The organism is Mesorhizobium sp. M3A.F.Ca.ET.080.04.2.1 (genome assembly GCF_003952525.1).
In the GTDB taxonomy this organism is placed as follows: domain Bacteria; phylum Pseudomonadota; class Alphaproteobacteria; order Rhizobiales; family Rhizobiaceae; genus Mesorhizobium.
Genome location: NZ_CP034451.1, coordinates 5,648,946 through 5,672,022, shown reverse-complemented (window position 1 = coordinate 5,672,022; position 23,077 = coordinate 5,648,946). Strand labels below are relative to the sequence as shown.

Below are 23,077 nucleotides of genomic sequence, written 5' to 3'. Positions count from 1 at the left end.
AGACTTTGGAGGAAAAAATGGCCGGTTTGCCGAGCACGGCACGCGTGGTGATCATCGGAGGCGGTGTCGTCGGCGCCTCGTCGCTCTACCACCTCTGCAAGGCGGGCTGGACCGATTGCGTGCTGCTGGAGAAGAACGAGCTGACTTCCGGCTCGACCTGGCATGCCGCCGGCAACGTGCCGACCTTCTCCTCGTCATGGTCGCTGATGAACATGCAGCGTTATTCGACCGAGCTCTACCGCGGCCTTGCCGAAGCGGTCGACTATCCGATGAACTATCATGTCACCGGCTCGCTGCGGCTCGCCCACAGCAAGGAGCGCATGCAGGAATTCCAACGCGCCAAGGGCATGGGCCGCTATCAGGGCATGGATATCGACGTCGTGGGCCTCGACGAGATCAAGCGCCGCTATCCCTTCATCGAGACGCACGACCTCGAGGGCGCGCTTTATGATCCGAGCGACGGCGACATCGACCCGGCGCAGTTGACCCAGGCGCTCGCCAAGGGCGCGCGCGACATGGGCGCCAAGATAATCCGCTTCTGCCCGGTCACCGGCGTTTCCCGTCAGAACGGCGAATGGCTGGTCACGACAACGCAAGGCGAAATCCGCTGCGAGATTGTCGTCAACGCCGCCGGTTACCGCGCCGCTGAGGTCGGAAAAATGTTCGGCCGAGAAGTGCCGATGATGGTCATGAGCCATCAGTACATATTGTTCGAGGAAATCCCCGAGCTTGCCGCCTGGACCAAAGAACAGGGCAGGAAGCTGCCGCTGCTGCGTGACGTCGACACGTCCTACTATCTGCGCCAGGAAAAGACCGGCATGAATCTCGGCCCCTATGAGCGCAATTGCCGCGCGCATTGGACCACACACAACGATCCGATGCCGGAGGAATTTTCTTTCCAGCTCTTCCCGGACGATCTCGACCGGCTGGAGCACTATCTCGCCGACGCTGTCGCCCGGGTGCCGATCCTCGGAACCGCGGGCCTCTCCAAGGTCATCAACGGGCCGATCCCCTACGCGCCTGACGGCAACCCGCTGATCGGGCGGATGCCCGGCGTGCCGAATGCTTTCGAGGCCTGCGTCTTCACCTTTGGCATCGCGCAAGGCGGTGGCGCCGGCAAGGTGCTGGCCGAATGGGTGACGGAAGGCCAGACCGAATGGGACATGTGGTCCTGCGACCCGCGCCGCTTCACCGCCTTCGCTTCGGCGCCCGACTATTGCGTCGCCAAGGGCATGGAGATCTACGGCAACGAATACGCCATCCAGTTTCCGCGCCATGCCTGGCCGGCGGGCCGCGACCGCAAGCACTCACCGCTGCACGAGCGCATCAAGGCGCTGGGTGGCCAGTTCGATCCCTATAATGGCTGGGAACGGGCCACCTGGTATGCGAAGCCCGGCGACGACACGTCGGAGGAATCGACCCTCACCTTCCGCCGCGACGGGCCATGGCAGCACCGCGTGCGCGAGGAATGCCTGGCGGTGCGCGACGCCGCCGGCATCCTCGACCTGCCCGGCTTCTCGCGCTTCAATCTCGAAGGCGAAGGCGCCGCCGAGTGGCTGGCGCTGCAGGTCACCGGCCTGGTCCCGAAGCCGGGCCGCATCGGCCTGGTCTATTTCGCCGACGACAAGGGCCGCATCGTCACCGAGATGTCGGTGGTGCGCCACAGCGAGGATCTGATGACGCTGATCACCGCCGCGGTGGCGCAATGGCACGATTTCGAATGGCTGAAGTCGCGCATGCCGGCCGATGCGGCCTTCACGCTGACCGATCGTACGGAGGAATACTCGACCCAGATCCTCCCCGGCCCGAACTCGCGCAATATCCTTGCCGAGGTATGCGGCGCGGATCTTGCGCTGCCTTGGCTGACGCATCAGGAAACCACCATCGCCGGCCGCTGGGCGAAGCTGGTGCGCGTCTCCTTTGCCGGCGAGCTCGGCTGGGAGATCCACACCAAGGTGGCCGACACCCTAACTGTCTTCGACGCCATCTGGGCCGCCGGCCAGAAACATGGCCTGAAACCTTTCGGCATGTATGCGCTGGATTCGCTGCGGCTGGAAAAGGGCTACCGTGCCTGGAAGGGCGACCTGTCGACGGATTATTCAATCCTGCAGGGCGGGCTGGAGCGCTTCGTCAAATGGGACAAGCCCGACTTCCGCGGCAAGACGGCACTTCTCAACGAGAAACAGCAGGGCGTGAAGAAACGCTTCGTGACATTGGTCGTCGAGGACCCCGGCGAATGCGATGCGCCTTACATGTCGACACTCTGGCATGACGGCAGCATCGTCGGCGAGACGACTTCCGGCGGCTGGGGCCACCGCGTCGGCAAGTCGATCGCGCTCGGCATGCTGCGTTCCGACCTTGCCCAACCCGGCACAGCCGTCGAGGTCGAGATCTTTGGCGACCGTTTCAAGGCCGTCGTGCAGAAGGACGAGCCGCTCTGGGATCCGAAGAACGAAAGGTTGCGGGCATGACGTCCGTCACTCTTACCGATGGCGGCATGGGCCAGGAACTGGTCCGGCGCAGCAAATCCGAGCCGACGCCTTTGTGGTCGGCCAGGGTGCTGATCGACGAACCGGACCTCGTGCGCGACCTGCATGCGGAATTCATCCGCGCTGGCGCCCGCGTCATCACCATCAACACCTATTCGGCGACGCCCGAGCGCCTGGCGCGTGAGGGCGCGGATGATCTGTTCAAACCCCTGCAGAAGCGCGGCATCGAACTCGCCCGGCAGGCCCGCGACGAATCCGGTGATGCCGCGATCGCCGGCTGCCTGTCGCCCCTGTTCGGCAGCTACGCGCCGGCGCTGACCATCTCTTTCGAGGAGACGCTTGACACTTATCGGCGCATCGTCGCGGAGCAGGTCGACGGCGTCGATCTCTTCCTGTGCGAAACCATGGCATCCGCGGACGAGGCGCGCGCGGCCGTCACCGCAGCGACGGAGAGCGGCAAACCTGTTTGGGTGTCGTGGACACTCGCCGATCATGGCATGCCGCGCCTGCGCAGCGGTGAAACCATCGCCGCCGCCTCGGCAGCACTCGGTGATCTGCCCGTCGCGGCGCGGCTGCTCAACTGCTGCCGGCCCGAAGCCATCGCCGCCGCTTTGCCGGAACTGATCGCCCTCGGCGGACCGGTCGGGGCCTATGCCAACGGCTTCACCTCGGTCGAGGCGTTGAAGCATGGCGGCACCGTCGAGGTGCTGCACGCCCGCCACGACCTTGATCCCGACGCCTATGCCGACCACGCAATCGGCTGGGTCGAGGCCGGCGCCGGCATCGTCGGTGGCTGCTGTGAGGTCGGTCCGGCTCACATCGCCGCGCTGCGAGACCGGCTCATCCAGGCCGGCCACCAATTATCCGGAGTATCCTATGCCTAGACCATCATCCCGTATCATCGGCATCGTGCCCTCGGGCAAGGATGGCTGGGAGGTTCATTTCGCCGCCTGGACGCGCAAGCAGGCCGGCGAAGACATCATCATGCTGTCGGTCGGCGACCATGACTTCGACACGCCGTCGGAAACGATCGAAGCCTGTGTGACCGCGGTTCGCGGCAGCAATCACCATTACACGCCGCTGCCCGGACTGCCGCGCCTGCGCAAAGCCATGGCGGCCGCCTCGACCGCTTGCACCGGTGTTCTGACGGACCCCGACGAAGTCATCGCCACCGCCGGCGGCCAGGGCGCGCTGTACGCCGCCGTGCAGGGCGTGCTCGACCCCGGCGATCACGCCATCGTCGTAGCGCCTTACTATGCCACCTACCCCAACACCTTCAGCGCCGCCGGCGCCAGCTTTACCGTGGTCGAGACGCCCGCCGAGGACGGCTTCCAGCCGCGCGCCGATAAGATCCGTGCGGCACTCAGGCCCAACACGCGCGCTATCCTGATTAACACGCCGAACAATCCGACCGGTGCTGTCTATTCGCGCGAACGGCTCGAACAGCTGGCGGGGATTTGCAACGAGCATGATCTCTGGCTGCTGTCGGACGAGGTCTACTGGACGCTGGGCGGTGGCGAGCACATCTCGCCACGTTCGCTGCCCGGCATGGCCGAGCGCACGCTGGTCATCAACTCCATGTCCAAGAGCCACGGCATGACCGGCTGGCGCATGGGCTGGCTGACCGGCCCGAAGGAAATGATCGCGCTGCTCACCAACCTCAATCTGGTGACGACCTACGGTTTGCCGGCCTTCATCTCCATCGCCTGCGCCGAGGCGCTCGAAAATCATTACGGCGTGGAGGAAATCGCCGAGCGCTACGCGGCGCGCCGCACCGCGATGCTCGATGCCGTGCGCGGCATGAATGACGTCACAGTGCACGGATCGAAAGGCGGCATGTATGTCATGCTCGACATATCCGCCATAGAGCCCGACGACGAGAAATTCGCCTGGGCGCTGCTCGAGAAGGAAAAGGTCGGCGTCATGCCGGGCTCGAGCTTCGGCGAGGCGGCCGCAGGCCATATCCGCATCAGCCTCTGCCAGCCCGAACCCGTGCTCAAGGAAGCCGCGCTTCGCCTGCGCCGCTTCGCGTCCCACTATCGCCGAGAGGCCGCATGACAAAGAGCGTTCCGTCCAAAGCCCGCGCTGTCATCATCGGCGGCGGCGTCTCCGGCTGCTCGGTTGCCTATCATCTTGCCAAGCTCGGCTGGACCGACATCGTGCTGCTCGAACGCAAGCAGCTCACCTGCGGTACGACCTGGCATGCGGCAGGCCTGATCGGGCAGTTGCGCGCCTCGCAGAACATGACGCGGCTGGCGAAATACTCGGCCGACCTCTACGTCAAGCTCGAAGCCGAGACCGATGTCGGCACCGGCATGCGCCAGGTCGGCTCGATCACCGTCGCGCTGACCGAGGAGCGCAAGCACGAGATCTACCGGCAGGCCTCGCTAGCCCGCGCGTTCGATGTCGACGTGCGTGAGATTTCGCCCGGCGAGGTCAAGGAGATGTATCCGCATCTCAACGTCTCCGGCGTCGTCGGCGCGGTGCACCTGCCGCTCGACGGCCAGTGCGACCCGGCCAACATCGCCATGGCGCTGGCCAAGGGCGCGCGCCAGCGCGGTGCTGCCGTCATCGAAAACGTCAAGGTGACCAAGGTCCATACCAGGAACGGCCGCGTCTCCGGTGTGTCCTGGGCGCAGGGCGAGGACCAGGGCACGATCGAGACCGACATCGTCGTCAATTGCGCCGGCATGTGGGCGCGCGAGTTGGGCCGGCAGAACGGCGTCACCATCCCGCTGCATGCCTGCGAGCATTTCTATCTCGTCACCGAGCCGATCCCCGGCCTCACCCGCCTGCCGGTGCTGCGCGTGCCGGACGAGTGCGCCTATTACAAGGAAGACGCCGGCAAGATGATGCTCGGCGCCTTCGAGCCGGTGGCGAAGCCCTGGGGCATGGACGGTATCCGCGAGGATTTCTGCTTCGACCAATTGCCCGAGGACATGGATCATTTCGAGCGGATCCTCGAAATGGGCGTCAACCGCATGCCGATGCTGGGCACCGCGGGCATCCACACCTTCTTCAACGGTCCCGAAAGCTTCACCCCTGACGACCGCTACTATCTCGGCGAAGCGCCGGAACTCACCGGCTATTGGATGGCGACCGGCTACAATTCGATCGGCATCGTCTCGTCCGGCGGCGCCGGCATGGCGCTGGCGCAATGGATCAATGACCGCGAGGCGCCCTTCGACCTCTGGGAGGTCGACATCCGCCGCGCCCAGCCCTTCCAGAAGAACCGCCGCTATCTCAAGGAGCGCGTCTCCGAAACGCTCGGCCTGCTCTATGCAGACCATTTCCCCTATCGCCAGATGTCGACCTCGCGCGGCGTGCGCCGCTCGCCCTTGCATGAGCACTTGAAGGCGCGCGGCGCCGTCTTCGGCGAGGTCGCCGGCTGGGAGCGCGCCAACTGGTTCGCCCGCGAAGGCCAGGAACGCGAATACCGCTACTCCTGGAAGCGGCAGAACTGGTTCGACAACCAGCGCGAGGAGCATCTCGCGGTGCGCAACGGCGTCGGCCTGTTCGACATGACCTCCTTCGGCAAGATCCGCGTCGAAGGCCGCGATGCCTGTGCCTTCCTGCAGCGGCTCTGCGCCAACGACATGGACGTGGCGCCGGGCAGGATCGTCTACACCCAGATGCTCAACGCCAAGGGCGCCATCGAGAGCGATCTCACCGTGACGCGGCTGTCCGAGACCGCCTATTTCCTCGTCGTGCCGGGCGCCACCTTGCAGCGCGACCTCGCCTGGCTGAGGCGGCACGTCGCCGACGGCTTCGTCGTCGTCACCGATGTGACCGCGGCCGAGGCCGTCATCTGCCTGATGGGTCCCGACTCGCGAAAGCTGATCCAGAAGGTCAGCCCCAACGACTTCTCCAACGACGCCAATCCGTTCGGCACCTGCCAGGAGATCGAGATCGGCATGGGTCTCGCCCGCGCCCACCGCGTCACCTATGTCGGCGAGCTCGGCTGGGAGCTCTATGTCTCGACCGAGCAGGCCGCGCATGTCTTCGAGGCGATCACTGAAGCCGGCGCCGATGTCGGCCTGAAGCTCTGCGGGCTGCATACGCTGGATTCCTGCCGCATCGAAAAGGCCTTCCGCCATTTCGGTCACGACATCACCGACGAGGACAATGTTCTGGAGGCCGGTCTTGGCTTCGCTGTGAAGACGGCCAAGGGCGATTTCATCGGCCGCGACGCGGTGCTGCGGAAGAAAGAGACTGGCCTGAGCCGGCGCCTGGTGCAGTTCCGGCTGCAAGATCCGCAGCCTCTGCTCTTCCACAACGAAGCGATCCTGCGCGACGGCAAGATCGTCGGTCCGATCACCTCCGGCAACTACGGCCACCATCTCGGCGGCGCGATCGGCCTCGGCTACGTGCCGTGCCAGGGCGAGAGCGAGGCGGATGTTCTTGGCTCATCTTATGAGGTGGAGATTGCCGGCGAGCGCTATGCGGCGGAAGCATCGCTGAAGCCGATGTATGATCCGAAGGCGGAACGGGTAAGGATGTGATCTCGTGATCTCTTCCTTCTCCCCGTTGAACGGGGAGAAGAGAGCTACTCTCAAAACCTCTCCAACCTCGCCCTGACCTTCGCCAGAAACGCCGCCCGGCTCTTCGGCGTCGAGGCATCCATCAGGTAATGCGCCAGGAAGAAGGTCTTGCACCGCGTCGCGCAGATCGCCCGCATGCCGCGCAGGATTGTCTTGCGTCCCGGCTGGCCGACGACGACGCTCCACCAGGTCGGCGCGCCGCAGGTGGTGATGACGCCGACCTTGGTGACATGCGTCATCAGCGATTTGATCCTGCCACCTCCGGGAGGCAGCTTGAAGGCGATGTCGGTCGCCCAGACGCGGTCGAACCAGCCCTTCAGCATCGCCGGCAGCCCGTACCACCAGGTCGGGTAGATGAAGAGGATCGCCTCGGCCCATTGCAGATGCTCGAAATGCGGCCCGAGCGCCGGATCGTCCGGCGCGTGATCATTGTAGGAACGTCGCTCTTCGCAACTCATCACCGGGTTGAAATTTTCCGCATAGAGGTCGAGCAGACGCACGTCCCAGCCTCTTCGCGTCAGCACCTCGACCGCAACGTCGCGGATCGCCGCGCAATAGCTTTCCGGCACCGGATGGCAATACACCACCAGCACGCGCATCAGAATTGATCCATTCTGGCCGCCACCTTGGCCATGAAGGCCTTTCGCGTCTCGTCGGTCGACAGGTTCATCGAGTAATGCGCGAGATAGGAGACGGGAGCATCAGGCTTGATGGTGGCCCGCAGCATGCGCTTGACGACCTTGCGCGGCGGATCGCCCATCAGCATGGCGCGAAAACGGCTGCCGCCATAGGTGGTGATGGCGGCGAGCTTGCCGATGTTGTGCAGCGTCGGCTCCACCTTGCCGTCGACCAGCTTGAAGGAGACGCCCGGCAGGAAGACGCGGTCGAAGAAACCTTTCAGGATCGCGGGATAGCCGTAGTTCCAGACCGGAAAGGACAGCACCAGCGCTTCCGCCTTGCGCAGCCTTTCGACATAGCCGGCGACGGCATCGTTCGGGCCGCGCTGGGCGTGGTAGCCGAGGCGCTCGGCACGTGTCATCCGCGGATCGAAATCCTCGGCATAGAGATCGCAGTCGTCGATCGCATGTCCCGCCGCGCTCAGCCGCTCGACGATCGTCCGATGCAGGCCGGCATTGAAGCTGGACTCCACCGGATGAGCGTAGAGCACGAGGACTTTCATCACCCCACCTTTTGCAGCCCCTTGAACAGGAAGGACTTGCCGGAGCGGTAGTCATAGGCCGGATTCTCCCAGGCGATCATCTTGCCGGGGTTGAGCAGCCCTTGCGGATCGGTCTCGCGCTTGAAGGCGAGTTGAACATCGTCGGTCCGCTTCATGCCGCCCTCCTCCAGCGTGTAGCGGTGCGGGTTGAAGATCCAGCAGCCATTGTCCTCATGGATGCGGATGATTTCATCCAACCGCTCCTCCGTGGTGAAGCGCACCAGCGGCAGGCCGGCCGCGCCGATCGCGCCGTCGAAGCGGATGAATTCGAGATGCGCCGGCACCTCGTCGCCGAAGCGGTCGACCATCGCCTTGACATGCGCGAGGTGATCCGGCGACGGATAGCGCGCCTGCAGATAGGTGATCGACGGATCGACCCGAATGGCCCGCAGCGTCGTGTGGTTCCAGGTCAATTCATAGGCCGGCGGCAATCCCTTGAGGTCGGCCTCCTGGTCGGCGCGGAACACGATCTCGCCCTTGCCGCTGCGTACCAAGGCGACGAACGCATCCATCGCATGCGGCGCGATCATGCACACCACGATGCTTTGTTCGCGCCGGAAGAACTTCTGGTGCCGCTTGAAATAGTCGTAAGGGATGGGCGCCGCGATCGGCGTGATCAGCTTGGCCAGTATGCCGTCCTGGACGGCGAGGTCGTTGCCGAAGCCGGCGGCGTCCATGAAATCGTCGAAGCCGACGATGACGTCGATCCAGTCGTAGCTTGCGGTCAGCGGCATCTCGACCTCGGTGATGATGCCGTTGGTGCCATAGGCGTGCATGACCTTGAGCACCTCGTCGCCCGTCAGTTCCATCACGCGCGGTTCGGCTTCCATTGTTACCGTCCTCAGCCGGATGACATTGCCAAGGTCGCGCAAGCCGCCCCAACGGATTGAGCCGACGCCGCCCGAGCCGCCGGCGACGAAGCCGCCGATCGAGGCCGTATTGTAGGTGGAAGGCGACATGCGCAATTCCTGCGCGGAATGCGCCCGCGTTGCCTTGTCGATCTCGGCCAGCACCGCTCCAGGCCCGGTCACCACGCGCCCCGGCGCGATGGCCTTCACCTCGTTCATTTCGGCAAGGTTGAGCACCACGCCGCCCGACAGCGGCATCGCCTGCCCGTAGTTGCCCGTGCCGCTGCCGCGCGGCGTCACGGGAACGCCATGGCGATGGCAGGCGGCGAGCACGCGGATCACCTCGGCCTCGTTCTTCGGGGTGACGATCAGATCACCCCTGACATGGTCGAGTTGCCGCTTGAGCACCGGGCTGTACCAGTAGAAGTCGCGGCTCTTCTGCTGCACGATGGCCAGATGGTCGTCGATCTTCAGCCCTTCGAGGTCGCGCTTCAGCGCTGCAATATCCATCATCCCACCATCAGTTCGTCGAGTTCGGCATAGTCGGGCAGACGTCGCTCGATCGCCCTGCCCTCGCGCACGACGATGCGGTCCGATTCCGGCCGCGACAGCAACTCGGTCCAGCTTCGCCCCTTGAAAAGGATGAAGTCCGCGCTGCCGCCGGTGGTAAGCGTGCCCGCACCGTCGAGCCGCATTACCTGAGCCGGCGTCGCCGCTACCGCCCGTGGCCAGTCGGCGACCGGATGATCGAAATGCAGAATACGCGTCGCCGTCCGGTAGACTTCCAGCATGTCGAGATCGCCATAAGCATAGAACGGATCGCGCGTGTTGTCGGAGGCGACCGCCACCTTGATGCCGCGCGCCTTCATCTCGTGCAGCAGCGTCACGCCGCGCCAGCGCGGGGTGGTGCCGTCGTTGCGCCTGTCCTGCAGGTAAAGATTGCACATCGGCAGCGACACCACGGCCAGGCCGGCTTTCGCCACCTTATCCAAAGTATCGAGCACCTCGAGATCAGGCTGGCGCGCCAGCGAGCAGCAATGACCGACCAGGATGTTGCCGTCAAAACCGTTCCACAGCGAGGCCTCGGCGATCTTCTTCAGCGAGACGGCCGCTGCGTCGTCGGTCTCATCGGCATGGAAGTCGAGGTCGAGCCCATGCTTGATCGCCTGCGCAAAGACCTGATCGAGCAATTGCTCGAGGTCGGGCACCATATAGGTGACGATGCCGAGCACCCCCTTGGCAGCCGCGACCCGTTTCGCCAGCCGCTCGAACCAGGCCTTGTCGCGCACACCCTCGATGCCGAGCAGGCAGGCGGCCTGCAGTTCGATACGACCACGCCAGGTTTCACGCATCGTCTCGAACACCGGCCACGAGATTTCCTCCTGCGGCGCGACGCTGTCGAGATGCGTGCGCAACGCCTTGGTGCCATGCGCGTAGGCGCAGCGCAGCGAAAAATCCATGCGGCGCGCGACATCGTCCGCGCTCCAGCGCGCGGCGCGGTCGACGCCGGTGGCATTGAGCGCGCCCATGAAGGTGCCGTCGGGATTGGGTTTTCGGGGCCAGATATGGCCCTTGTCGATATGGGTGTGGCAGTCGATGAAACACGGCAGCACGATGCGCCCGCCGAGATCGATGGCATCGGCCGGCGACTCGGCTTTGTCATGAGCGGCAATGCCTGAGATCTTGCCGTCGGCGACGGAGATGTCGGCAAGTGCGAAGCCGTCGGCGTCGAAGTTCCCGGCAAGGCCGGGCGTCAGCGACCAATGCAAGCGAGCATTGGTGAGATGGTAAGAACGAGAGGCTGGTATCAAGTCCTACCTCCCTCTGTCCTGCCGGACATCTCCTCCTCAAGGGGGGAGATCAGCAGCTTCGTCCATGCCGCTCTTGTTGCGACGTTTGTGATTGGCGAAATCCGAAATGAAATCCAATCTCCCCCCTTGAGGGGGAGATGTCCGGCAGGACAGAGGGGAGTGCTTCGCACCAACAACGAAATCACTCTAGCGCTCCTGCTTCAGCGCGCTCTCGTGCCAGCGGCGCAGGATCAGATGCGAGACCAGCGACAGCACCAGGAAGATGACGATGCCGGTGAGCGAGATCAGGATCAGCGCCGCGAACAGCCGCGGCGCGTTGAGCCGGTAGCCGGCCTCGATGATCCGCGAAGCGAGCCCGGACGACTGACCCTGCGCACCGGCGACGAATTCGGCCACCACGGCGCCGATCAGCGACAGGCCGCCGGCTATCTTCAGCCCGCCGAGGAAATAGGGCATCGCCGCCGGCAGGCGCAGATAGCGCAATTGCTGCCAGCGCGTCGCGCCATTGAGCTTGAACAGGTCGCGCAGATTGCGGTCGACCGAGTTCAGCCCAAGCGTGGTGTTGGAAAGGATCGGGAAGAAGGCAACGATCCAAGCACAGAGCAGAAGCTTGGTCGTCTGGTTGTTGATGTAGATGTTGATCAGCGGGAAGATCGCCACGATCGGCGTCACCTGCAGCACGATGGCGAAGGGGAAGAACGACATCTCCACCCATTTCGACTGCGCGAACAGCACCGCCAGTCCGACCCCGCCGATCACGGCGAGCAGCAGGCTGAGGAAGGTGATCCTCAGCGTCACCAGCAACGAGGAGAACAAAAGCCCGGCATCGTCATGCAGCGTCTGCAGCACCACGCCGGGGCGCGGCAGGATGTATTGCGGGATTTCGTTCCAGACGCAGATGCGGTCCCACAGCCAGATCGCCAGCACCATGATCGCCAGCGGCAGCACCCATTTGCCGATCCGCTCCAGGCGCTCCTGGCGGACGCGGCGCGCTTCCTCGGGATCCAGCTTCAGCGTGGCGTCTTCAATGGCCGTCATGGTGCAGTCCGGCGGTTGAGTTGATGGCTTTGACCAGCACGTCCGAGGCCTGCCGGCAAAGTGCTGCATAGTCGGGCGAAGTTCGAAATGCCTCATCGCGCGGATAAGGCGCATCGATCGCCAGTTCGCCGAAGACGCGCCCCGGCCGTGCCGCCATGACGACGACGCGGCTCGACAGGAACACGCTTTCGAAGACGCTATGCGTCACGAAGACGACGGTGAAGCGCTCGTCCTGCCACAGTTCCAGCAGGTCATTGTTGAGCTTGAAACGGGTGATTTCGTCGAGCGCCGCGAAAGGCTCGTCCATCAAGAGGATGCGCGGCTTGGTCACCATGGCGCGGGCGATCGAGACGCGCATCTTCATGCCGCCGGAAAGCTCGCGCGGCACGGCGTTCTCGAAGCCGGTGAGATGAACACGCGACAGCATCTCCATCACCGCCGGTTCGGCCTTGGTGCGCGACATTCCCTTGAGGCGAAGCGGCAGCCAGACATTATCGAAGACGCTCGCCCAAGGCAGCAGCGTCGGCTCCTGGAAGACGAAGCCGATATTCGACCGCTCCAGCGGGCCCCGCCAGTCGAGCTGACCGGAGGTCGGCGTCGACAGCCCGGCTATCAGCCTGAGCGCCGTCGACTTGCCGCAGCCCGACGGCCCGAGCAGGCTTAAAAAATCGCCTTCCCGGATCGCAAGGTCGACCTTGCTCAGCGCCGTAACACTGTTGGAAAAGACCTTGCCGACGTTGCGTAGCGAAAGCAGCATCGGGTTTTCACCCGATGCCGCAGCCGTCGCCACTTTCTCCTGGATCATGTCAGGCAGGCCGCCTTACTTTTTCTTCAGCTCCAGGCCGACGCCCTTGTTGATGAAGGCGAGCGTGTAGGCCTTCTTGATGTCGATGCCGGGCTGCGCGACCTTGGCCTTGACCATCTTGTCGTAGAAGCTCTGGATGCGCGCATCGGTCATGGCGCCAATGCCGAGCTTTTCCGAATCGCCGGAATCGACGACGCCGAACTTCTTCAGCTGCTCGATCGAGAAGGCGATCTGCTCATCCGTCATGTCCGGATTGTCCTTCTTGATCAAGTCGTTGGCGGCCTTGTTGTCGCCGTAGAGATAGTTGTACCAGCCCTTGGCCGAGCCATCGACAAAGCACTGGACGACCTCCGGCCGCTTGTCGATCGTGTCCTGCATCACCTCGACGGTGGTCGCATAGGTGTCCCAGCCATAATCGGCGAGCAGGAATTGATTGGGCACGAAGCCGCCTTGCTTCTGCACGGCGAAAGGCTCGGACGTCACATAGCCCTGCTGGATCGACTTCTTGTTGGCGATGAAGGGCGCCGGGTTGAAGGTGTAGGGCACGCGCTTGGCCGCGTCGAAACCGAGCTCGGTGACCATCCACTGGAAGAAGGTCTGCGCGCCCTCGTCGCCGAGAATATACTGGTCGGCATTCTTCAGATCCTCCCACTTGTCCAGCCCCTGCCCCGGCTGGGACATGATGACCTGCGGATCCTTCTGGAAGTCGGCGGCGACGACGCGCATCGGAATGCCTTGCTGGACTGCATCAAAAGCCGAGAGCAGGTTGCCGCCCATGTAGAAATCGATCTTGCCGGCGAGCAGCATCGGCCGGCCGCTGACCTGCGGGCCGCCCTGCATGATGGTGACGTCGAGCCCGCAGGCGGCATAGGTGCCGTCGGCCACGGCCTGGTAGTAGCCGCCATGTTCCGGCTCGGCCAGCCAGTTGGTGCCGAAGGTGACTTTCTCGTTGGCGGCCGCGCCCAGCGTGCTCGCCGCAAGCAGGGCAATCGCGCCCGCCAGCATCTTCTCTTTTCCGACCATTGACATCACCTTCTCTTGGCTCCGGCGCGCCACGCGCTGGGCTCGACTCCATTTGTTCAAGAAGCAAGACACATGCCACCGGCTGGGCCGCCTGATTGCGCGGCAGTCATTGCCAAGGCCGGAAGGGTCATGCTGTACGGCAGGCATCGTGCCCATTTTTCGGACGCCTGTCCATAATCGCCCGGGCGGCATGCACCGCATCTTGCAGGTTTCATGAATCGAGCCTTAGTCTGCCTCCCGACAGGAGATTGCCATGTTCAAATATCTCGCGCCCAAGTCGATCAAGCCGCCCTTCTCGCGCTACAGCCACGGCGTTGAAATCCCGGCAGGCAAGCGCCTGGTGCTGTGCTCGGGTCAGGTCGGTATCGGCCCGGATGAAACCGTTCCCGAGGATGCCGACGCGCAGACCGAGCTCTGCTTCAGGAATATCGCTGCGATACTGAGCGAGGCCGGGCTGACGCTGAACGACGTCGTACGCATCAACGCCTTCGTCACTAGTCGCGCGCATTTGCAAGCCTATATGGATGTCCGAAATCGGCTCTTTTCCGATCCCGCGCCGGCCTCGACGCTGATGATCGTCTCCGGCTTCGCCCGCCCGGAATTCAAGGTCGAGGTGGAGGTTCTAGCCGCAGGCTAGCAATTGCTTGCAGCCGCCAGGCGCTTTAGATCACCGCCAAGCCGAACAGCAGACCAATCGGGAGACGAAAATGACGACCGGACGCGTATGGTGGGGCGACTACCGGACGACCGAATACGCTTCGATCGATCCGGAAGCCACGATTGCCGTTCTGCCGCTTGCCGCGATCGAGCAGCACGGTCCTCACCTTCCGGTCTCGACCGACACCTCGATCATGATGGGGATGCTGGAAACGGTAATCGCTCGCCTGCCCGATGACCTCGATATCCGCATCCTGCCGGTCCAGGCGGTGGGCAAGTCGAACGAGCATCTGCATGCGCCGGGAACGCTCACCCTGCCGGCCGCCACACTGGTGGACGCCTGGACCGAGCTTGGCCTGTCGGTCGCCCGCGCCGGGGTCAGGAAGCTGATCGTCGTCAACTCGCATGGCGGCAATGAAGAGATCATGGGCATCACCACCCGCGAATTGCGCGTGCGCGCCAAGATGCTGGCGGTGAAGACGAGCTGGCAGCGCTTCGGCCGTCCGGCCGGCATGTATACCGAACTCGAGGATCGTCACGGCATCCATGGCGGCGATGTCGAGACCTCGCTGATGCTGCATTTCCGGCCGGACCTCGTCGACATGGGCAAGGCCGACAATTTCGTCTCGAATGTCGGCCGCGCCGAAAAGCAATTCGCCCTGCTGCGCCACACCGGCACGCATGCCTTTGCCTGGATCGCCAGCGACCTCAATCCGAACGGCGTCGTCGGCGATGCCGGCATCGCCACGGCCGAGAAGGGCCGCCTGACCGCCGAGCATCAAGCCGATGGTTTCATCGATCTTGTCAGGGATGTGCGCAAGGCCAAGCTTGCCGACTGGCTGCTCTAGGCGAGGATCATTGGGCCTGTAACGCGAGCTCGAACGGCGTTCCTTCAAAGGCATCCGCGCCGCGTCCGATCGCTTCGATCGCCGCGATCATGCGCCCATCGCGTCCGAGCAGCGCATCTGCGACGGCAATAAGCCGCGGATTGGGCGTCGCTGATGGCGAGACAAAGCGCAGCGTCTTGGCCAGTTCCGCCTCGTCGCGCCTCGGCGCCAGCGCAGCGGCAATGATATAGGCCGACGCCGTCGAGCGGCTGATGCCGGCATAGCAATGCACGACGAGCGGCTTCGCCCGGTCCCAACGGTAGGCGAAGTCGAGCAAGGCGCGCACATGCTCCTCGCCCGGCATGGTCATGCCCTCCTGGGCGACAGCGATGTCATGCATGACCAGATGCAGGTGGTTTTCCGCCAGGATAGAGGCCGGGCGGGTAACCTCGGTCCCCGCGGCAAGCAGCGACAGCAGCCGCTCGGCCCCGGTCCTCGCCACGGTCTCTTCGATCTTCGACAGGGGACAGACATGGATCATCGCGCGATCTCCTTCGGCCCATCCTCGCGCTGCGCGGCCCAGGCGGCAAGCGCGCTTTCGAGCCGTTGCCATTCCTCTTCGCCGGCCGGCAGGCCAGCCCGGAGGACTTGTGGCCGCTCGGCAAAATGACGAAGCAGGATGCCGCGCTCGCCAAGTGCCGAAAACAGGCCTGGAGCGTGAGGGAACGATAGATAACGGAACAAACTGGTGCCGCCAGCGACCGGAACTCCGAATCGACCGAGCAGCGCGTCGATGCGGTGGGCATCGGATGCCAGGCGTTGTCGCATGGCTGTTTGCCATTCCGTGTCTGCCAACGCGCGGATGCCGTATTCGAGCGCCGGTCCGGCAACAGCCCACGGGCCGAACTGCGCGTCCAGCCGCTCGGCCGTCAGCCGATCCGCAATCGCAAAGCCCAGCCTCACCCCGGCAAGGCCGAAGAACTTCCCGAAGGAGCGCAGCACCACGATGCCGCTCTCACGCGCGTCCCCGGCAATGCTGTGCTCCGTCGGGCCGACATCCATGAAGGCTTCGTCGACGACCAGGAGGCCGCCCTTGCTGCGCAGCCGCGCGGCAAGATCGAGCAGTCGATCCCGCTCGACGATACGGCCGTCCGGGTTGTTGGGGTTGACCAGCGCGGCGAGGTCGGCTTGCGCCAGCGCCTCGAAATCATTCACTTCGCCCACCGCGTGACCAGCGATCGCGGCGGCTCTGGCATGTTCGGCATAGGTCGGGCCGAGCACCAGCGCCTTGCCCGGCTTCACCAGCGAAGCGACGCGCGGCAAGAGAACCTGCGTGCCTGGCGCAGCCACGACCTGCTCCACCGACGGCGCGCCGTAAGCGGCGGCCGCAATTTCGGCCAATTCGCGCAGTTGTCCTGCTTCGGGCAATCGAGACAGGGCGGTGGCGGGCAGATCGAAAAGCGGATAGGAGTGCGGATTGATACCTGTCGAAAGATCGACGAAAGGCAGCGGTGCGTGAGGAAAGAGCGCCCTCGCCCGACCGAGGCTGCCGCCATGATCCACCGCCGCAATCCCTGCAAGAAGTTTCATGTCGATCCTGATCGCCTTCCTGTCACTTGCCGTTGAACTCGCCCTTGGTTATCCGGACTGGCTGTTCCGCGCCATCGGTCATCCCGTAACCTGGATCGGCAGGCTGATATCCTTTCTTGATCGCAGCCTCAACCGCGCCACCGATTCCGACGAATTGCGTCGTCGCCGCGGCGTCCAGGCATTGCTGGTCATCGTGCTGGTGCCGGCAGCCATCGGGCTGACGCTGCATATCCTGCTCTGGCTGATCTTTCCCTCTGGGCTGGTCGCCGCAGCCATACTCGGCTCCTCGCTTCTTTCACAGAAGAGCCTCGCCCAGCATGTCGAGGACGTTGCCGATGCACTCGAAACGGGCGGTCTGACGCTTGGCCGCATCGCCGTTTCGCGCATCGTCGGCCGCGATCCCGAAAAGCTCGACAAGGCAGGCGTCGCCCGCGCCGCGATCGAAAGCCTGGCCGAGAATTTCTCCGACGGCATCGTCGCGCCGGCCATCTGGACCGGCGTCGGCGGGCTGGCAGGCGGCGCCGCCTACAAGGCCGCCAACACCGCCGATTCGATGATCGGCCACCGCACGCCGCGCCACGAGGCGTTTGGCCGGGCGGCCGCCCGCTTCGACGACCTGATCAATCTGCCGGCCTCGCGGCTGACCGGCCTGCTCATCGTGCTGGCGGCCTTCCTCGTCAAGGGCGCCGATCCACGCAATGCCTGGCATGTGATGCAGCGCGACGCGAAGAAGCACCGCTCCCCCAATGCCGGCTGGCCGGAAGCCGCCATGGCCGGCGCCTTGGACCTGGCGCTCGCCGGACCGCGCAGCTACGCAGGCGTGATTGTCGAGGATGCCTTCATGGGCGAAGGCGGCCGCCGCGAAGCCGAGAGCACCGACATCCGCATGGCGCTAAGACTCTATCGCATCGCCGACCGGCTGCTGATTGCGCTGTTCGGCGTCTTGTCGGCGATCGTGATCTATCTGACCATTCTGATCAGCGGCTAAAACTCGATTCCCTGCTGCGCCTTAACCCCCGCCGTGAAATGGTGCTTGGTCAGCCCCATCTCGGTGACCAGGTCGGCCGCCTCCACCAGCAGCGGCTTGGCGTTGCGGCCGGTGACGACGACATGCAGGTCCTCGCGGCGCGCTTTCAGCGCCGCGACCACTTTCTCCAGATCGAGATAGTCGTAGCGCAGTGCGATGTTGAGCTCGTCGAGGACGACGAGGCTGATCGAAGGATCCGCCATCAGTTGCAGGGCCTTGGTCCAGGCAGCCTCCGCCGCGGCGATGTCGCGCTTCAGGTCCTGCGTTTCCCACGTGAACCCCTCACCCATCGCATGCCACACGACCTGGTCGCCGAAGGCGGCGAAAGCATCCTTTTCGCCGGTGTGCCATTTGCCCTTGATGAATTGGACGACGCCGACACGCTTGCCATAGCCGAGCATCCTCAGCGCCAGGCCGAAGGCAGCCGTGGTCTTGCCCTTGCCGGGTCCGGTGTTGATGATCAGCAGTCCCTTCTCGATCGTCTTGCCGGCCACCTCGGCATCCTGCACCGCCTTGCGCTTGGCCATCTTGGCGCGATGGCGTTCGGCGTCCCTGTCGTCGATGGTCTTGTCGTCGATCTCGGCCATGTCACTTCACCTTGAGCGGCAGCCCCGCCACCATCATCAGCACGCTGTCGGCGACGGCTGCGACTTGCTGGTTGAGGCGTCCGGCGGCGTCGCGGAACCGGCGCGCGAGCGCATTGTCCGGCACGATGCCGAGCCCGACTTCGTTCGAGACCACGGACCACGGTCCGCGCGGGCGCGACAGCACATCCGAGAGCCGTCGGCACTCTGCATCGATGTCATGGTCCGCCAGCATATGATTGGTCAGCCACAATGTCAGGCAGTCGATCAGCACCGGCTGGTGATCGGGCAAGGCCTCGATTGCGCCCGCCAGATCGAGCGGCGCGTCGATGGTGACCCAGCCTTCGCCGCGTCGCGCGCGATGCAGCGCGATCCGCTCGCGCATCTCGTCGTCATAGGTTTGCGCTGTGGCGATATAGGCCCAGGGCGACGGGCTTGCCGTCACCAGGGTCTCGGCATGCGCGCTCTTGCCCGAGCGCGCACCGCCTACGATGAAGGTCAGGCGACCTTCGGCGCGATCAGGCAAAGCTGTCGCGCAAGCTGGTCGCGGTGCCGGTGAAGCGTCCGCGCACCACGCCGACAACCGCGCCCAGAACCAGCCAGAACACCAGATCGGTGAGCGTCACGGCGACAACGAACTGGTGATGCAATCCTTCGGGAATCGCGGTCTCGAAGCTTTCCGGCTGCGGCGCGCCAATAATGTGAGGTGCCACGATCAGCGCCACGCCAAGAATGGCCAGCGGCAGCGACTTGCGGAAGGCAATCAGACCGAGCCCGGCCGCAGTCGCGATGACTGTCGAAACCCACCAGATCTGCCTCGGCAGCAGTTCGGCCGCCGGCATTGCCGGGAGTTCGGGCGGCAGGCCGAGGCCAGGCGCCAGTGTGAACACGGCAAAGCCAGCTAGGCCCCAGAACACGCCCTGGCGCCAGTTGCCGATGCCGCCCGCAAATTCCGAGACTGCGACCAGGATCAGCGCGAAGCCGATGCCGGTGACGATATTGGCGACGACATTGAAGGCGAATCGCTCGAAGCCGTCGGCCGGCGCCCAGCCCTCCTCCTCGGCTGGGGCAACTGCCTCGGCGGGCGCCGGGGCTGCGCTGCTCATCGCGCTGCCGGCGGCTGGAGCGGCTGCGCCCACAGGGTTGTCGTTGGTCGCGTGGTCATGGTGATGACCCTCGCCCGCCTTTTCATACACTTCCGCTTTGAGGATCAACGGAACGGTGGCATAGGCCTGCATGCAGGCGAGAACCACACCCGCCACGAGCCCGGCGATCGCCGCGATGAACACGACGTTGCGAAACAGATTCATGATGTCAAACCCTCGTCAGTGGCAGGGAAAAGCCATCGAGTGACGATAGTCGTGGGCAGCGTTGTGGACCGCATCGATATGCGAGAAGCCGACGAAGCCGACGACGAAAATGCCGAGCAGCGCGGCCATCGCCAGTTGCATGAAGCGCGACTGCGAGGAGACGGAAGCGCCGAGGGAAAAGGAAGCGGTATTCATGTCTTGTCCTTTCGCCCTCCACCCGAGGGCATAGAAGTCAACTTTCTTGTCGCCGGCAGGTCTCCTGGCTCGCGGATCCACGCCCTTCCCCACCTTCCCGAGGCAAATCCTCAGTGGTCTATGGGGCAGGACTACCGCACACAGTTGCGGGGGCAGCCACGGCTTTGGGCAGGAAGTCCACCCTCACCGCATTCCCTCTTGGCTCCAAAAACGGAACCGACGACATCGGCGACTATAGGCAGAATCGTCTCCCCCGGCAAACCAAATTCCGCCACGCTGGAGCGTGATTGCGGCACGGCTCGGTGTGCTAGGAGCCGGCGATTCTGGCAGCGACGAGCTGCTGCAGCCGCCACAGGTGAGCATCGTGAATGCCTCGGGCTTCGAGATTCCTGACGGTGTTGTAGAGATAGTCGGCGCCTGAACCCCAGTGGCCGCAGGAGGTCGCAAGCCTTCTGACCACCTCGCCTTCGCTGAGCACGCCGGTATAGGTGGTGCCCTTGCGGTTGATCACGAAGCCCAGGGCCCGAAATGGACCGCTGCCGCTGGCCAAGCTGAGCAGGCGCGGATGGTAGCTTGTCGGCTTGAGCGTCACCTCGCGCCTAAGCAGCTTGTTCAGCTGCTGACGGCGATCACCGTCGCTCAGCCGGAAGGCGACGCCCTTGCATTGCCCGCCGCGATCTAGCGCCATCATCAAGCCCGGGCTCTCTCTGGTGCCGCGCCAGCGTGTCATGTTCATACAGAAGGAACGGTGCCAGCCGCGCGCCACTGCGACCCGTTCCTCGACATGGTCGATCTCAGGCTTCCAGATCAGCGATCCGTAGCCGAACAGCCAGAGCGGCTCGGCGGCGGGGAGTTCAACCTCCAATGCATCGAGCATCGCTTCGTAGTCGGCGTCATCGAGATGCGCGGCATTTGGGTCGGGGCCACTGTCTTCGACGACCCGAAAACAACGGGCAACCAGTTCTTCGGTCAGAGACATCATTCTTGCGGACATTCGATGCACCTTGGGCCGCCGGCATCGCGCCGGCACTGACGGCGCGAGCTTAAGGGCCCCGAGCAGACGCCACAATGCGGGAGAGCAGCCATTCGCCCTCTGTTGTCGGCCCTAACCGTGATAGTCGTTGGGACGACTGAATCGGACTGCGAGATCATGAGCCTTCAAACGACGAACGAAGCCGTTCAGGACAAGCCGAAACACAGTCGCATCATCGCCATCGACATACTGCGCGGCATCGCGCTGATCGCGATGGCGAGTTACCACTTCACCTGGGATCTCGAAAACTTCGGCTACACCACACCTGGCCTGACCGCTTTCGGCTGGTGGAAGATTTATGCGCGCTGCATCGCCTCGACCTTCCTGTTCCTGGTCGGCGTCAGTCTGTTCCTCGCCCATGGCCGCCAGATCCGCTGGCCGGGCTTCTGGAAGCGTTTCGCCATGGTCGCCGCGTCGGCGATCGCCATCTCGGCTGTCACCTATGTCGCTACGCCGGACGGCTTCATCTTCTTCGGGATACTCCACGAGATCGCGCTGGCGAGCCTGCTCGGCCTTGCGTTTCTGCGGCTGCCGCCGTTGCTGACGGCGATCGTCGCTGCGGCCGTGATCGCGGCGCCCTATTATCTGCGGTCCGAATTCTTCGACCATCCGGCACTGTGGTGGGTTGGGCTGTCGGCGACCAACCCGCGCTCCAACGATTATGTCCCGGTGCTCCCCTGGTTTGGCGCGGTGCTTGCCGGCATCTGCGTGGCCAGGTTCGCATCGGCCTCCGGTCTTCTCGCTCGGCTGGGCGCCTGGATGCCTGGCCGCTGGGCCAATCCGCTCATCTTCATCGGCCGTCACAGTCTGGCCTTCTATCTTATCCACCAACCGCTGCTGTTCGGGTCTGTCTGGATATTGTCGCAGATCATGCCCGCGCCCCCGCAGGACAAGGAAGCGGGTTTCCTGAGCGCTTGCCAGGTATCCTGCGAGCAGCAACAGCAGGACACCAAGTTCTGTTCCAGCTATTGTGGCTGCATGCTGGGCGCGTTGAAGAGCGAAGGATCACTGGACAAGCTCTACAGCAACGATCAGACCGATATCTGGAAATCGCATCTTGCCGATCTCGCCAGCACCTGCACCTCGGCGACGGAAAGCCAGACGGAGGGAGGACAAGAATGAACGGAGCCAAGCACGGCATCATTCCCTGGCCGCCTGTGATCTATGTCGTGGCGATCGTGCTTAGCATCCTGCTCGGTTTGCTTTATCCCCTGCCCTGGATCGGCGACATCTTGGGCGAGATCCTGTTTGCCGCCGGCTGGGTCGCCCTGCTGGGGGTCGTTGCGCTTTGGATCACGGCGATCCGCGTCATGTTGCGGGCGAGAACCACGTTCGATCCCAATGCCGAGCCTGCCCATCTGGTTACGTCAGGTCCCTTCGGCATCACCCGCAATCCGATGTATCTCGCCAACACCCTGCTCTTGATCGGTGTGGCCTTCATCACCGGCATCGCCTGGTTCCTGCTCTTCGCCTTCCTCGCCGCCTTCGCCACGCAGAAGATGGCGATCGAGAAGGAGGAAAAAATCTTGGCGGCCAAATTCGGCAAGAAATACCGCGACTATGCCAAGCGAGTGAGGCGGTGGATTTGAGCGGGGGCCGCGCTCCCGTGAACGGTCAAGTGTTCACCCCAAGTTCGGCCAGTCGCTCGACACACGATTCCTCCGCCTGATCGAGCTCCGCCAGCGTTTCCTCGAGATCGCGCCGCTTCTGCCTAAGGTCTTCTCGTTTCTCTTCGATGCGCTTGATCATCAGCTTGAGCTGGCCGACCTCGCCGGGAGGCTCCTTGTACATCTGGATGATTTCGCGGATCTCGGCGATCGAGAAGCCGAGGCGCTTTCCGCGCATGATCTGACGGATGAGATGGCGGTCCGACGGGCGAAACAGCCGGGTGCGGCCGCGTCTGATCGGCTGCACCAGCCCTTCGTCCTCATAGAATCGCAGCGTGCGAGTCGACACGTCGAACTCGCGCGTCAGCTCGGTGATCGTATAATATTCCCGCATTCTCGCTCCCACGCCCAACGTCCAGGCATCGCCGCGCAAGAGCGTCGCCTTTCCCTCCGATCAACCCCATCATATGCCG

At 64.0% G+C, this 23,077-nt stretch carries 24 protein-coding genes and 1 riboswitch; of the genes, 9 read left to right on the top strand and 15 right to left on the bottom strand.

Annotation, left to right across the window (positions count from 1 at the left end; translation table 11 throughout):
- Window positions 1-17 precede the first annotated feature (17 nt).
- From EJ074_RS27035 to EJ074_RS27020, 4 genes are read left to right on the top strand one after another with little or no spacing between them, the layout of a single operon-like run.
- Complete coding sequence (locus tag EJ074_RS27035; protein ID WP_095807073.1) at window positions 18-2,471, top strand: FAD-dependent oxidoreductase; 2,454 nt, start codon at window positions 18-20, stop codon at window positions 2,469-2,471.
- Window positions 2,468-3,373 carry a homocysteine S-methyltransferase family protein gene (locus tag EJ074_RS27030; protein WP_095807072.1) on the top strand — a complete coding sequence of 302 codons (906 nt, stop codon included), beginning with the start codon at window positions 2,468-2,470 and terminating at the stop codon, window positions 3,371-3,373. Before EJ074_RS27035 ends, EJ074_RS27030 begins: the two co-directional genes overlap by 4 nt.
- Entirely contained in the window at window positions 3,366-4,547 is a 1,182-nt protein-coding gene (locus EJ074_RS27025; RefSeq protein WP_095807071.1) for a pyridoxal phosphate-dependent aminotransferase, read from the top strand. The genes EJ074_RS27030 and EJ074_RS27025 overlap by 8 nt, the downstream gene beginning before the upstream one ends.
- Entirely contained in the window at window positions 4,544-6,991 is a 2,448-nt protein-coding gene (locus EJ074_RS27020; RefSeq protein ID WP_095807070.1) for an FAD-dependent oxidoreductase, read from the top strand. Before EJ074_RS27025 ends, EJ074_RS27020 begins: the two co-directional genes overlap by 4 nt.
- Window positions 6,992-7,041: 50 nt before the next feature.
- Here EJ074_RS27020 and EJ074_RS27015 read toward each other — a convergent pair whose 3' ends face one another.
- The 7 genes from EJ074_RS27015 to EJ074_RS26980 all read right to left on the bottom strand — a co-directional run bounded on the left by EJ074_RS27015 (window position 7,042) and on the right by EJ074_RS26980 (window position 13,774).
- The gene (locus EJ074_RS27015; RefSeq protein WP_095807069.1) at window positions 7,042-7,629 is read right to left on the bottom strand and encodes an NAD(P)H-dependent oxidoreductase; all 588 of its coding nucleotides are present in this window, start codon (window positions 7,627-7,629) and stop codon (window positions 7,042-7,044) included.
- The gene (locus tag EJ074_RS27010; RefSeq protein WP_165350018.1) at window positions 7,629-8,210 is read right to left on the bottom strand and encodes an NAD(P)H-dependent oxidoreductase; all 582 of its coding nucleotides are present in this window, start codon (window positions 8,208-8,210) and stop codon (window positions 7,629-7,631) included. Before EJ074_RS27010 ends, EJ074_RS27015 begins: the two co-directional genes overlap by 1 nt.
- On the bottom strand, window positions 8,210-9,607 hold the full coding sequence (locus EJ074_RS27005) for an FAD-binding oxidoreductase (RefSeq protein WP_095807247.1): 1,398 nt from the start codon (window positions 9,605-9,607) through the stop codon (window positions 8,210-8,212). The genes EJ074_RS27010 and EJ074_RS27005 overlap by 1 nt, the downstream gene beginning before the upstream one ends.
- Window positions 9,607-10,908 carry a cytosine deaminase gene (locus EJ074_RS27000; RefSeq protein ID WP_095807067.1) on the bottom strand — a complete coding sequence of 434 codons (1,302 nt, stop codon included), beginning with the start codon at window positions 10,906-10,908 and terminating at the stop codon, window positions 9,607-9,609. Before EJ074_RS27000 ends, EJ074_RS27005 begins: the two co-directional genes overlap by 1 nt.
- A gap of 186 nt (window positions 10,909-11,094) precedes the next feature.
- Window positions 11,095-11,946, bottom strand: coding sequence for an ABC transporter permease (locus EJ074_RS26990; protein ID WP_095807065.1), 852 nt, complete (start codon window positions 11,944-11,946; stop codon window positions 11,095-11,097).
- A complete protein-coding gene (locus tag EJ074_RS26985; RefSeq protein ID WP_095807064.1) occupies window positions 11,933-12,751 on the bottom strand; it encodes an ABC transporter ATP-binding protein in 819 nt (272 codons plus the stop codon). The genes EJ074_RS26990 and EJ074_RS26985 overlap by 14 nt, the downstream gene beginning before the upstream one ends.
- A gap of 15 nt (window positions 12,752-12,766) precedes the next feature.
- Window positions 12,767-13,774 (bottom strand): ABC transporter substrate-binding protein, encoded by a 1,008-nt coding sequence (locus EJ074_RS26980; RefSeq protein WP_095807063.1) that lies wholly within the window; start codon window positions 13,772-13,774, stop codon window positions 12,767-12,769.
- 253 nt (window positions 13,775-14,027) lie between these two features.
- On the opposite strand from EJ074_RS26980, the gene EJ074_RS26975 reads away from it, so the two are divergent.
- Window positions 14,028-14,411 (top strand): RidA family protein, encoded by a 384-nt coding sequence (locus tag EJ074_RS26975; RefSeq protein WP_095807062.1) that lies wholly within the window; start codon window positions 14,028-14,030, stop codon window positions 14,409-14,411.
- 70 nt (window positions 14,412-14,481) lie between these two features.
- On the top strand, window positions 14,482-15,279 hold the full coding sequence (locus EJ074_RS26970; RefSeq protein WP_129553882.1) for a creatininase family protein: 798 nt from the start codon (window positions 14,482-14,484) through the stop codon (window positions 15,277-15,279).
- Between the two features lie 7 nt (window positions 15,280-15,286).
- Here EJ074_RS26970 and EJ074_RS26965 read toward each other — a convergent pair whose 3' ends face one another.
- Both EJ074_RS26965 and cobD read right to left on the bottom strand, forming a co-directional pair.
- Window positions 15,287-15,799 carry a tyrosine phosphatase family protein gene (locus EJ074_RS26965; RefSeq protein WP_095807060.1) on the bottom strand — a complete coding sequence of 171 codons (513 nt, stop codon included), beginning with the start codon at window positions 15,797-15,799 and terminating at the stop codon, window positions 15,287-15,289.
- Window positions 15,796-16,848 carry a threonine-phosphate decarboxylase CobD gene (gene cobD / locus EJ074_RS26960; protein WP_129553881.1) on the bottom strand — a complete coding sequence of 351 codons (1,053 nt, stop codon included), beginning with the start codon at window positions 16,846-16,848 and terminating at the stop codon, window positions 15,796-15,798. The genes EJ074_RS26965 and cobD overlap by 4 nt, the downstream gene beginning before the upstream one ends.
- Between cobD and cbiB the strand changes: the two genes are divergently transcribed.
- On the top strand, window positions 16,847-17,836 hold the full coding sequence (gene cbiB, locus EJ074_RS26955; protein WP_095807058.1) for an adenosylcobinamide-phosphate synthase CbiB: 990 nt from the start codon (window positions 16,847-16,849) through the stop codon (window positions 17,834-17,836). The genes cobD and cbiB overlap by 2 nt on opposite strands.
- On the opposite strand, the gene cobO is transcribed toward cbiB, so the two are convergent.
- The 5 genes from cobO to EJ074_RS26930 form a co-directional block, all read right to left on the bottom strand.
- A complete protein-coding gene (gene cobO / locus EJ074_RS26950; RefSeq protein ID WP_095807057.1) occupies window positions 17,833-18,462 on the bottom strand; it encodes a cob(I)yrinic acid a,c-diamide adenosyltransferase in 630 nt (209 codons plus the stop codon). The two genes, cbiB and cobO, sit on opposite strands and share 4 nt — an antisense overlap.
- 1 nt (window position 18,463) lies before the next feature.
- Entirely contained in the window at window positions 18,464-18,985 is a 522-nt protein-coding gene (gene cobU, locus EJ074_RS26945) for a bifunctional adenosylcobinamide kinase/adenosylcobinamide-phosphate guanylyltransferase (protein ID WP_095807056.1), read from the bottom strand.
- A complete protein-coding gene (locus tag EJ074_RS26940) occupies window positions 18,978-19,769 on the bottom strand; it encodes a CbtA family protein (RefSeq protein ID WP_095807055.1) in 792 nt (263 codons plus the stop codon). The genes cobU and EJ074_RS26940 overlap by 8 nt, the downstream gene beginning before the upstream one ends.
- Window positions 19,770-19,784: 15 nt before the next feature.
- Window positions 19,785-19,964 (bottom strand): CbtB domain-containing protein, encoded by a 180-nt coding sequence (locus EJ074_RS26935; protein WP_095807054.1) that lies wholly within the window; start codon window positions 19,962-19,964, stop codon window positions 19,785-19,787.
- A 36-nt stretch (window positions 19,965-20,000) separates the two neighbouring features.
- A riboswitch (cobalamin riboswitch) is annotated at window positions 20,001-20,200 on the bottom strand.
- Window positions 20,201-20,271: 71 nt separating this feature from the next.
- Window positions 20,272-20,958 carry a gamma-glutamylcyclotransferase gene (locus EJ074_RS26930; RefSeq protein ID WP_095807053.1) on the bottom strand — a complete coding sequence of 229 codons (687 nt, stop codon included), beginning with the start codon at window positions 20,956-20,958 and terminating at the stop codon, window positions 20,272-20,274.
- 156 nt (window positions 20,959-21,114) lie between these two features.
- On the opposite strand from EJ074_RS26930, the gene EJ074_RS26925 reads away from it, so the two are divergent.
- On the top strand, window positions 21,115-22,119 hold the full coding sequence (locus tag EJ074_RS26925; RefSeq protein WP_095807052.1) for a DUF1624 domain-containing protein: 1,005 nt from the start codon (window positions 21,115-21,117) through the stop codon (window positions 22,117-22,119).
- Entirely contained in the window at window positions 22,116-22,586 is a 471-nt protein-coding gene (locus tag EJ074_RS26920; protein ID WP_095807051.1) for an isoprenylcysteine carboxylmethyltransferase family protein, read from the top strand. The genes EJ074_RS26925 and EJ074_RS26920 overlap by 4 nt, the downstream gene beginning before the upstream one ends.
- A gap of 25 nt (window positions 22,587-22,611) precedes the next feature.
- Here the strand turns inward: EJ074_RS26920 and EJ074_RS26915 are convergent, their stop codons facing one another.
- Window positions 22,612-22,998, bottom strand: a complete 387-nt coding sequence (locus EJ074_RS26915) for a MerR family DNA-binding transcriptional regulator (RefSeq protein ID WP_040969921.1) — start codon at window positions 22,996-22,998, stop codon at window positions 22,612-22,614.
- Window positions 22,999-23,077 lie beyond the last annotated feature (79 nt).

Excerpts from the sequence above, each read along its gene's own strand:
- EJ074_RS27015 (WP_095807069.1), bottom strand. The coding sequence starts at position 7,629 with ATGCGCGTGCTGGTGGTGTATTGCCATCCGGTGCCGGAAAGCTATTGC.
- EJ074_RS26930 (WP_095807053.1), bottom strand. The coding sequence starts at position 20,958 with ATGTCCGCAAGAATGATGTCTCTGACCGAAGAACTGGTTGCCCGTTGT.
- cobD (WP_129553881.1), bottom strand. The coding sequence starts at position 16,848 with ATGAAACTTCTTGCAGGGATTGCGGCGGTGGATCATGGCGGCAGCCTC.
- cobO (WP_095807057.1), bottom strand. The coding sequence starts at position 18,462 with ATGGCCGAGATCGACGACAAGACCATCGACGACAGGGACGCCGAACGC.
- EJ074_RS27030 (WP_095807072.1), top strand. The coding sequence starts at position 2,468 with ATGACGTCCGTCACTCTTACCGATGGCGGCATGGGCCAGGAACTGGTC.
- EJ074_RS26920 (WP_095807051.1), top strand. The coding sequence starts at position 22,116 with ATGAACGGAGCCAAGCACGGCATCATTCCCTGGCCGCCTGTGATCTAT.
- EJ074_RS26940 (WP_095807055.1), bottom strand. The coding sequence starts at position 19,769 with ATGAATCTGTTTCGCAACGTCGTGTTCATCGCGGCGATCGCCGGGCTC.
- EJ074_RS27010 (WP_165350018.1), bottom strand. The coding sequence starts at position 8,210 with ATGAAAGTCCTCGTGCTCTACGCTCATCCGGTGGAGTCCAGCTTCAAT.
- EJ074_RS26985 (WP_095807064.1), bottom strand. The coding sequence starts at position 12,751 with ATGATCCAGGAGAAAGTGGCGACGGCTGCGGCATCGGGTGAAAACCCG.
- EJ074_RS26980 (WP_095807063.1), bottom strand. The coding sequence starts at position 13,774 with ATGGTCGGAAAAGAGAAGATGCTGGCGGGCGCGATTGCCCTGCTTGCG.
- EJ074_RS27025 (WP_095807071.1), top strand. The coding sequence starts at position 3,366 with ATGCCTAGACCATCATCCCGTATCATCGGCATCGTGCCCTCGGGCAAG.
- EJ074_RS26925 (WP_095807052.1), top strand. The coding sequence starts at position 21,115 with ATGAGCCTTCAAACGACGAACGAAGCCGTTCAGGACAAGCCGAAACAC.
- EJ074_RS26915 (WP_040969921.1), bottom strand. The coding sequence starts at position 22,998 with ATGCGGGAATATTATACGATCACCGAGCTGACGCGCGAGTTCGACGTG.
- cbiB (WP_095807058.1), top strand. The coding sequence starts at position 16,847 with ATGTCGATCCTGATCGCCTTCCTGTCACTTGCCGTTGAACTCGCCCTT.
- EJ074_RS26965 (WP_095807060.1), bottom strand. The coding sequence starts at position 15,799 with ATGATCCATGTCTGTCCCCTGTCGAAGATCGAAGAGACCGTGGCGAGG.
- EJ074_RS26975 (WP_095807062.1), top strand. The coding sequence starts at position 14,028 with ATGTTCAAATATCTCGCGCCCAAGTCGATCAAGCCGCCCTTCTCGCGC.
- EJ074_RS27005 (WP_095807247.1), bottom strand. The coding sequence starts at position 9,607 with ATGGATATTGCAGCGCTGAAGCGCGACCTCGAAGGGCTGAAGATCGAC.
- EJ074_RS26970 (WP_129553882.1), top strand. The coding sequence starts at position 14,482 with ATGACGACCGGACGCGTATGGTGGGGCGACTACCGGACGACCGAATAC.
- EJ074_RS27020 (WP_095807070.1), top strand. The coding sequence starts at position 4,544 with ATGACAAAGAGCGTTCCGTCCAAAGCCCGCGCTGTCATCATCGGCGGC.
- EJ074_RS26935 (WP_095807054.1), bottom strand. The coding sequence starts at position 19,964 with ATGAATACCGCTTCCTTTTCCCTCGGCGCTTCCGTCTCCTCGCAGTCG.
- EJ074_RS27035 (WP_095807073.1), top strand. The coding sequence starts at position 18 with ATGGCCGGTTTGCCGAGCACGGCACGCGTGGTGATCATCGGAGGCGGT.
- EJ074_RS26990 (WP_095807065.1), bottom strand. The coding sequence starts at position 11,946 with ATGACGGCCATTGAAGACGCCACGCTGAAGCTGGATCCCGAGGAAGCG.